8 protein-coding genes and 1 tRNA gene are annotated in these 8547 nt (G+C 51.7%); 8 read left to right on the plus strand and 1 reads right to left on the minus strand.

Annotated elements, in window-relative coordinates; genetic code table 11:
• The first annotated feature begins 145 nt into the window (after nt 1–145).
• The 5 genes from polA to FPZ45_RS17510 all read left to right on the plus strand — a co-directional run bounded on the left by polA (nt 146) and on the right by FPZ45_RS17510 (nt 5769).
• Nucleotides 146–2818 (plus strand): DNA polymerase I, encoded by a 2673-nt coding sequence (gene polA, locus FPZ45_RS17490; protein WP_144704713.1) that lies wholly within the window; start codon nt 146–148, stop codon nt 2816–2818.
• A gap of 48 nt (nt 2819–2866) precedes the next feature.
• Nucleotides 2867–3781 (plus strand): DNA-formamidopyrimidine glycosylase, encoded by a 915-nt coding sequence (gene mutM / locus FPZ45_RS17495; RefSeq protein ID WP_144704716.1) that lies wholly within the window; start codon nt 2867–2869, stop codon nt 3779–3781.
• A 117-nt stretch (nt 3782–3898) separates the two neighbouring features.
• A complete protein-coding gene (gene ytaF, locus FPZ45_RS17500; protein ID WP_342780068.1) occupies nt 3899–4594 on the plus strand; it encodes a sporulation membrane protein YtaF in 696 nt (231 codons plus the stop codon).
• A 12-nt stretch (nt 4595–4606) separates the two neighbouring features.
• Nucleotides 4607–5203, plus strand: a complete 597-nt coding sequence (gene coaE / locus FPZ45_RS17505; RefSeq protein WP_144704719.1) for a dephospho-CoA kinase — start codon at nt 4607–4609, stop codon at nt 5201–5203.
• Entirely contained in the window at nt 5200–5769 is a 570-nt protein-coding gene (locus FPZ45_RS17510; RefSeq protein WP_144704723.1) for a lytic transglycosylase domain-containing protein, read from the plus strand. The genes coaE and FPZ45_RS17510 overlap by 4 nt, the downstream gene beginning before the upstream one ends.
• A 100-nt stretch (nt 5770–5869) precedes the next feature.
• Here the strand turns inward: FPZ45_RS17510 and FPZ45_RS17515 are convergent, their stop codons facing one another.
• Nucleotides 5870–6097 carry an alpha/beta-type small acid-soluble spore protein gene (locus FPZ45_RS17515; protein ID WP_144704726.1) on the minus strand — a complete coding sequence of 76 codons (228 nt, stop codon included), beginning with the start codon at nt 6095–6097 and terminating at the stop codon, nt 5870–5872.
• A gap of 106 nt (nt 6098–6203) precedes the next feature.
• Here FPZ45_RS17515 and nrdR point away from each other — a divergent pair, with 106 nt between their 5' ends.
• The 3 genes from nrdR (at nt 6204) to FPZ45_RS17530 (ending at nt 8149) form a co-directional block, all read left to right on the plus strand.
• Entirely contained in the window at nt 6204–6665 is a 462-nt protein-coding gene (gene nrdR / locus FPZ45_RS17520; RefSeq protein ID WP_144704729.1) for a transcriptional regulator NrdR, read from the plus strand.
• A 145-nt stretch (nt 6666–6810) separates the two neighbouring features.
• Nucleotides 6811–6886 (plus strand) — tRNA-Ala (locus FPZ45_RS17525).
• Nucleotides 6887–7465: 579 nt separating this feature from the next.
• Nucleotides 7466–8149 carry a hypothetical protein gene (locus tag FPZ45_RS17530; protein WP_144704732.1) on the plus strand — a complete coding sequence of 228 codons (684 nt, stop codon included), beginning with the start codon at nt 7466–7468 and terminating at the stop codon, nt 8147–8149.
• The last annotated feature ends 398 nt before the right edge of the window (nt 8150–8547 follow it).

Genomic DNA, 8547 nt, shown 5'->3' on the forward strand with positions numbered 1-8547 from the left:
TACAACCAATGAAATGACTACAATAGTCGTTACTTTCCCGGAAGATATTGCTTCCCTAGCGACAGCTGTTGTCGGGTCGCGGTTCGTTCGTCACTTATGTTATGATATTTGTATGAAAATTTGTCGGTGAGGTGGGCGAACGGACATGGGGAATGACAAGGACAAGCTGGTCTTGATCGACGGCAACAGCATTATCAATCGCGCATTTTACGCGTTGCCGCCGCTTACGAGCAGCAATGGGCTTCATACGAACGCGGTGTTGGGATTTACGACGATGCTGCTTAAAGTTCTGGAGGAAGAGAAGCCGAGCCATGTGCTCGTCGCCTTCGACGCGGGCAAAGTGACTTTCCGGCACGAAGGTTATTCAGAATATAAAGGCGGGCGCCAGAAAACGCCTCCGGAGCTGTCCGAACAGTTCCCCCTTTTGAAGGAACTGCTGCAGGCGTTCTCGATCTCGCAGTTTGAGCTTGCGGGGTACGAAGCGGATGATATTATCGGCACGATGGCGAAGCTTGCGGCGGAACAGGGCAAGTCGGCCATCGTCGTGTCCGGGGACAAGGATATGCTGCAACTCGCGACGGATGAGGTCAGCGTGCTGATTACTCGCAAAGGCGTGAGCGAAGTCGAACGCTTTACTCCCGCCAGCATCGGAGAGAAGTACGGGCTGACTCCCGCGCAGATCATCGACTTGAAAGGTCTTATGGGAGACGCGAGCGATAACATTCCCGGCGTTCCGGGCGTAGGCGAGAAAACCGCGCTTAAGCTGCTGCACGAATATGGAACGGTCGAGAATGTACTTCAGCACGTCGAAGAGATCAAAGGAAAGCTTCGCGAGAATATCGAAACGAACCAAGATAACGCCAGAATGAGCAAGCAGCTCGCGACGATCTATCGCGAGGTTCCGCTTGAATTCTCTATCGAAGACGTCGCTTGGAAAGGTTATGAGTCAGCGACGCTTGCGGCCGCTTTCCGCAAGCTGGAGTTCAAAAACTTGAGCGAAAGATTAAACCTTGGCGCGGCGGACGAAGCGATGGAGGCGGAAAGCGCCGAAACCGCCTCGCATTACGAGGTTGTCCGGGTAGAGGAAGCGGGATGGGGCGTTCTGACGGAAGCTTTTCCCGTCGCGGAAGCCGTGCTGGTCGATTCCGTCGGCGACAACCCGCATCAGAGCGAAGGCATCGGAATCACCATCGTCGCAGGCGCGAAGTGTTATGTCGTGCCTTACGCCTTGCTCTCCGACAAAGAAGCGAAACCGCTCGTCGCTTGGCTTGAAGACGCCGGCGCGCCGAAGATCAGCTACGATCTGCACCGGGTCGAGCTCATATTGGCGCGCTCCGGTATTACTTTGAGAGGGCAGTCGTTCGACGTGCAATTAGCTGCTTATTTGCTCGATCCGACGGAAGCCGATCCTTCGCTGCACGGGTTGCTGCAGCGGTACAAGCTGGCGCCGATCTTGCCGGACGAAGCGGTATACGGCAAAGGCGCCAAGTTCCGGCTGCCTTCCGGCGAAGAGCTGGCCAAGCACTTGGCGGCGAAGGCGGAAGCCGTGCGCAGATTGCAGCCGCATCTGGCGGAACAGCTCGAGGAGCTTGGCATGCATCGGCTCTATTACGAGCTGGAGCAGCCGCTATCGATCGTACTCGCGGGTATGGAAAAGCAAGGAATTACCGTCAACGCCGATGCGCTGCGCGAGTTGGGAGCAGAATTCCAACGTAGGCTTGAAGAGACGACCGAAGCGATCTATGCGTCCGCAGGTTTCGAATTCAACATCGGATCGACGCGTCAGCTCGGTGAAGTGCTGTTCGAACGACTCGGCCTTCCGGTTCTGAAGAAGACGAAGACGGGATATTCGACGGACGCCGAAGTGTTGGAGAAACTGGAGCCGCATCACGAGATCGTTCGTTTGATATTGCATTATCGCCAATTGTCGAAGCTTCAATCGACTTATATCGAAGGTTTGCTGAAGGAAATCCGTCCGGAGACGGGCAAAATCCATACCTTTTATCGGCAAACGATTGCGGCGACGGGAAGGCTGTCGAGCCAGTTCCCCAACCTTCAGAACATTCCGATTCGCATGGAAGAAGGACGCCAGATCCGCAAAGCTTTCGTGCCGTCAGAGCCCGACTGGACGATTCTTGCGGCCGACTACTCGCAGATCGAGCTGCGCGTTCTCGCTCATATTTCCGGCGACGACGGACTTAAAGAAGCGTTTCTTAAAGAGATGGACATTCATACGAAAACGGCGATGGACGTCTTTGGAGTGCAGGCGGACCAGGTAGACGCCAATATGAGGCGGCAAGCGAAAGCGGTCAACTTCGGCATCGTCTACGGAATCAGCGATTGGGGACTTTCGCAGAATCTGAACATCACCCGGGGCGAGGCTGCCGAGTTCATCGAACAGTATTTTCTGGCTTTCCCTGGCGTGCGTCGGTACATGACCGACATCGTGGAGCGGGCGAGAAACGACGGTTATGTGACGACGCTCCTGGAGCGCCGCAGGTATTTGCCGGAAATCCGCCATTCCAACTTCAATCTGCGCTCGTTCGCGGAACGGACAGCGATGAATACGCCGATTCAAGGGACCGCGGCGGACATTATCAAGCTTGCGATGATGCATATGAACGAAGCGCTGATCGAGCGCGAATTGCGCAGCCGGATGCTGCTGCAAGTGCACGATGAATTGGTGTTCGAGGTGCCGGCGGACGAGGTCGAACTGATGAAGAAGCTGGTGCCGGAAGTGATGGGTAGCGCCTTGAAGCTCGACGTGCCGCTGCTCGCCGAAGTGAGCTTCGGAAGCAATTGGTACGAAGCGAAATAATAATCGGCAAACATCGGGAAACGCACAACTAGAGAGGGGGAGATAGGGATGCCTGAATTACCCGAGGTCGAGACCGTACGCCGCACATTGCAACAATTGATCGTCGGGAAGACGATTGACCACGTCACGGTAAAATTACCGCGAATCGTGCAGAAGCCGGACGATCCGCATCTTTTCGCCGCTTGGCTGGAAGGGAGAACGGTTCGCTCGGTCGAGCGCAGGGGGAAGTTTCTGAGACTGGTTATGGACGGAATCGTACTCGTCTCCCATCTGCGAATGGAAGGACGATACGGCTTGTACCGCCAAGACGAGCCGATCGAGAATCATACGCATGTCATTTTTCACTTTACGGACGGGACGGAATTGCGTTATAAGGACGTACGCCAATTCGGTACGATGCATCTCTTCCTGCCGGGCGAAGAATGGCAGTCCCCTCCGTTGAATAAACTGGGATTGGAGCCCCTCGACGACAGCTTTACAATAGAAGCGTTCCGGACGGCGCTGGGGAAGCGAACGACGAAAATCAAGCCTTTGCTGCTGAATCAGGAAGTGATCGTCGGACTCGGTAATATATACGTAGACGAGGCTTTGCATATGGCGGGCATTCATCCGGAGACGCCCGCGAACGAGATCGCGAAGAATAAACGCGACCTTCTTCACGGGTCCATCGTCGAGACGTTGTCTTCCGCTGTAAATGCGGGCGGTTCCTCAATTAAGTCCTACGTGAACGGACAGGGTGAGATGGGGTTCTTTCAACACAGTCTGAAAGCTTACGGAAGGACCGGGGAACCGTGCCATTCCTGCGGCTCGCCGATCGAGAAGTCGGTCGTCGGCGGACGCGGAACGCACGTGTGCCCGAAATGCCAGAAGCCGCCGCGAGCGGTCAAGGCGCAACGATCGCTGTCCAAGACAAACAAGCGCGGCAATACCGTGAAAAACCGATTAGACGGCAAGAATCGCTGAGAATAGACATGCAAGGTTCGAAAACTGGGCATTCAAGCGAATTCCTGCATAGGATGGAAAATACCCGGCTTCCGCAATCGGAAGCTCGGGATCGCATCCATGCAGGGGGAAAACGATATGATGGCGCCTGTCGCTTCGCTGCTTCTATTGGCTTTCGCGGTCAGTTTAGACGGATTCGGTGTCGGTATTACTTACGGAGTCAGAAAGATCAAAATTCCCGTGTCCTCCGTTATGATTATTTCCGCTTGTTCCGGGTTCATCATTCTGATGTCGATGATGGTCGGCGTGGCGATGTCGAGATGGATTCCGCCTCAGGGAGCTTCGGCCGTCGGCGCTTTCATTCTTATCGGAATAGGCTCGACTGCTTTGCTTCAATTCATTCGCGGCGGAGAACGCGGCGAACGTCCGCAGCGCTCAGTTCACGAGGATAGCGGAGCGGAATCGGGAACAATGGACAGTGCAAGCGATGCTCCGGTTCTAAAAATGGAGCTTAAAATATTCGGATTTATCATTCAGATTCTCCGAACGCCTTCCGCGGCCGACATGGACCGCTCGGGAACGATCAGTCCGAAAGAAGCGTTTCTGCTCGGTACGGCGCTTTCACTTGACGCGTTCGGAGCGGGGATCGGCGCCGCTCTGGTCGGATTTCCGCCATTCACGACCGCGATTTTGATCGCGGGTTCAAGCGGATTGTTTCTTTGGACGGGAACGAAGTTCGGCTTATGGGCTTCCCGATGGCGTTGGGTAAAGCAATTGACGATGCTGCCGGGCATTATTCTCATCGCGATGGGATTATTCAAATTGTTGGTATAAGGAAGAGAGCGAATGAATATAGGTCTAACGGGCGGAATCGCGGCAGGCAAAAGCACGGTCGCGAAGCTGCTTACGGATAGAGGAGCCATTTTAATCGATCTGGATAAAATCGCCCGGGAAGTTGTTGAGCCCGGGCAACCGGCTTTGCGCGCGATCGCGGAAAGATTCGGACAGGCCGTTCTGCAGGAAGACGGATCGCTTAATCGCAAAAAGCTCGGCGAGATCGTCTTCTCCGATTCGTCTGAACGCAAGGCGCTCGAAGCCATCACCCATCCGGCTATTCGAGCCGTCATGAAACGAAGAATGACCGAATACGAGGAGAAAACGCCGGAAACGCTTATCGTCGTGGACGTGCCGCTTCTATACGAATCGCGTCTTGAAGACTATTTTGAACAGGTGATGGTCGTTTACGTGCCTCGGGAAAAGCAATTGCAGCGTTTAATGGAACGTGATGAGATATCAGCGGACGACGCACGCAAGCGATTGGATGCGCAAATGGGCATCGAGGAGAAGAAAAACAGGGCGGACATCGTTATTGACAATAGCGGGTCCCTCACGCGGACGGAGGAACAAATCGATCGCTTCTGGCGGGAAAAGGGGTTAGGATGAAAAAACGAGTCAAGCGCAAACGCTTTATCCTTCTGCTGATTCTAATCGTCCTGGCTGCATTGTTCATTCAGTCGGATTGGCTGGGGAAGCGGATATATCCGATTTCATACCAAGAAGAGATCAAAAGGAACGCGGCGGTTTACGAACTGGATCCGCTGCTCATCGCGGCGATCATCCGCGTGGAGTCCAATTACAAGTTAACTGCCGTCTCGCGCAAAGGCGCGATCGGGATCATGCAGATTATGCCCGACACGGCTGAGTGGATTTTGAAGCAAGATGATTTCGGCAGTATTACCGTAAAGGACGCCGGAAGAGAAGCGCATGCGGGGATCGCCTTAGGATCATGGTACATGAAGGAACTGAATCGCCAGTTTAACGGCGATCTGGTTATTTCATTAGCCGCCTATAACGCAGGACCCGGCAAAGTAAAGCAATGGTTAAACAAAGGGGTATGGAACGGCGAAGAACAGACGCTTAAAGATATTCCTTACGGAGAGACTAGACATTACGTGCAGCGTGTGTTGTATTATTATAAGAAGTATCAAAGTATTTATGAGAAGCTTTGACTTTTTCCGGAAAGTCCCGAATGTGCGAAGAAAGCCTTGAAGCGATCCGCTTCAAAGCTTCCTCTATTATGTGCTTCGGTAATTGAAATTAATCGCGTGATTATTTGCCTGCCAGTTGTTGTTCGGCAATTTGCACCAGACGGCGGGTGATGTTACCCCCAATAGAACCGTTATCTTTTGTCGTCATGTTGCCTTGATAACCATCTTGCGGGATGGCGATACCGAGTTCTTGGGCTGCTTCGTATTTCAGTTGATTCAAGCCCGCAGTCGCTTGAGGGACGAGCAGTTGATTGCTGTTGTTATTGCTAGCGTTGTTTTGTCCGGCCATGTTGTTCACCTCCTTGCGGTTGGTAACTGTATTATGTGCTTTATTTTACTGATCATGTAAGGGAAGGCTTGGAAAAGATAAATATCGAAGGAGGCGAAATCGGCGTATGAAATGCCCTTATTGCGATTATAGCGGAACGAAAGTTCTGGACTCCCGTCCAGCGAACGACAACAAATCGATTCGCCGTCGAAGAGAGTGTGAGCAGTGCAGCCGCCGGTTCACGACTTTCGAGACGGTCGAGGAAACGCCGCTGGTCGTTATCAAGAAAGACGGGAGCCGCGAGGAATTTAGCCGTGACAAGGTGCTTCGCGGATTGCTCCGCGCCTGCGAGAAACGACCGGTATCCGTCGGCCAGTTGGAAGTGATCGTCTCCGATGTAGAGAGGGAAGTCCGCAATACGGCGCAAGCGGAAGTGGAGAGCCGGATGATCGGCGAGCTTCTGATGGGACAGATCTACCACGTGGACGAAGTCGCTTACGTGCGTTTCGCGTCGGTGTATCGGCAATTCAAGGACATAAATATGTTCCTGAAGGAATTGAATACGCTGATGAACAAACATGGTATTTAAATAGGAATAAATCGAGGGGACGGAAGAGACGTCGAAGGCTACTTCGAGTCGTTTCTCCGTCTTCAATTTTTATTTCTAAACGAAAAGTAAAAAGCGTTGACAGTACCTACAGTCGTGTGATAAACTCATTTTTGTCGCCAATTACGGGCCCTTAGCTCAGCTGGGAGAGCGCTTCGCTGGCAGCGAAGAGGTCAGCGGTTCGATCCCGCTAGGGTCCACCAATAAATTATAATCAACGCAGTCCAACTGGACTGCGTTTTTTGATTTATTGGGAACCTTTACGGAGATCGAACTGGGGCGTTCCGCGCGCAGGGAGCCGTAGGCGGACGAGCACGGCATTGAAATTTACCACTAAGAACGTCATCGTTGATTATCTTCGTAAGCAAAGTTAATCAGAATTTCAATATCCCGCTATGGTCCACCAAAACGATTCAACGGGCAGCCTTATCGGGCTGTTTTTTTGCAACCTTTGCTGCTAAATGCGTCAAGTTTGTACGATTTATCGTACAAGTGACCCTGGTTTTGATGAAGTTGGAGCCAGTTTGTACGATTTATCGTACAAGTGGCACTGGTTTTAGCGTGGTTGGAGCTATTTTGTACGATTTTTCGTACAAAATCCAGCCTGATGGCGAATAAATCATAGAATTTGTACGAAAAATCGTTTGAGTTGGCTTAATTAGACTGGTAATGATTAAGTTTTATACGATATTTCATTCATATTGGCGAAGCACGCCCCGATGATCCTGTACCGCGCAGGGTTAATTGGGGCTTTTTTTATTTTAATCTAGGAGGCGAAGAAATTGAGCTTCGAGATCGAACATGATAAGTGGATTAGATGGCATTTGAGCAGGCGTCATGGAGAGCGAAAAGACGCACTGTTGCGGGGACACGGGTTTGGGAATAAAATGTTTGTCGAAAAGATTTGGTGGTCACTCATGGGACAATTTGTTGGGCTTCATCCGGAGTATGAGGTATTGGATTGGCGGGGGCGATCGTATTTTGTGGACTTTATGTGGAACGTGGGAGGAAACCGCTTTGCGTTCGAAATCATGGATTACGGATCACACGGCAAAGACCGTTCCAAGTATCGATTGGATTTGAACCGCGGGTTGTTTTTACAGTCCCAACAATTCCAAGTCATTTCGATCTCATACGACGAGATGAATGAAAACCCGTCATTTATAGAAGCCATTCTCCGGAATATGTTGGCTCCCTATCTGGCTTCTGCTACAGAGAAATATATACTGGTTTCGCGGCCTTTCTGCAAAATTGAACGACAGCTTATGCGTTTCGCCATCCGTCACAATCGAGTCCTTCGTCCCCCTGAAGCGGCAAGGGAACTGGAGCTTCACAAGCAAACTGTCATTAAATATTGCCGCATGCTTGTTCAGAAAGATAGGCTTCGTCCAGTACCCACCGGAACAACAGGGAAAATCTATCATTACGAATATTTGGGATCGATCCAAAGCCCCGATTTACTATGAGCACTATGACGTTACTACACAGAGAGTGGTTATGGCAGTGTGAATGACCATCCATGGTAGAGCGCTTAGCTGGCAGCGAAACGGTCAGCGGTTCGATCCCGCTAGGGTCCACCAATAAATTATAATCAACGCAGTCCAACTGGACTACGTTTTTTGATTTATTGGGAACCTTTACGGAGATCGAACTGGAGCGTTCCGCGCGCAGGGAGCCGTAGGCGGACGAGCACGGCATTGAAATTTACCACTAAGAACGTCATCGTTGATTATCTTCGTAAGCAAAGTTAATCAGAATTTCAATATCCCGCTATGGTCCACCAAAACGATTCAACGGGCAGCCTTATCGGGCTGTTTTTTTGCAACCTTTGCTGCTAAATGCGTCAAGTTTGTACGATTTATCG

Source organism: Cohnella terricola (genome assembly GCF_007786475.1).
In the GTDB taxonomy this organism is placed as follows: Bacteria; Bacillota; Bacilli; order Paenibacillales; family Paenibacillaceae; genus Cohnella; species Cohnella terricola.

Coding starts and splice junctions, on each gene's coding strand:
- polA (WP_144704713.1), top strand. CDS start 146: ATGGGGAATGACAAGGACAAGCTGGTCTTGATCGACGGCAACAGCATT.
- mutM (WP_144704716.1), top strand. CDS start 2,867: ATGCCTGAATTACCCGAGGTCGAGACCGTACGCCGCACATTGCAACAA.
- ytaF (WP_342780068.1), top strand. CDS start 3,899: ATGATGGCGCCTGTCGCTTCGCTGCTTCTATTGGCTTTCGCGGTCAGT.
- coaE (WP_144704719.1), top strand. CDS start 4,607: ATGAATATAGGTCTAACGGGCGGAATCGCGGCAGGCAAAAGCACGGTC.
- FPZ45_RS17510 (WP_144704723.1), top strand. CDS start 5,200: ATGAAAAAACGAGTCAAGCGCAAACGCTTTATCCTTCTGCTGATTCTA.
- FPZ45_RS17515 (WP_144704726.1), bottom strand. CDS start 6,097: ATGGCCGGACAAAACAACGCTAGCAATAACAACAGCAATCAACTGCTC.
- nrdR (WP_144704729.1), top strand. CDS start 6,204: ATGAAATGCCCTTATTGCGATTATAGCGGAACGAAAGTTCTGGACTCC.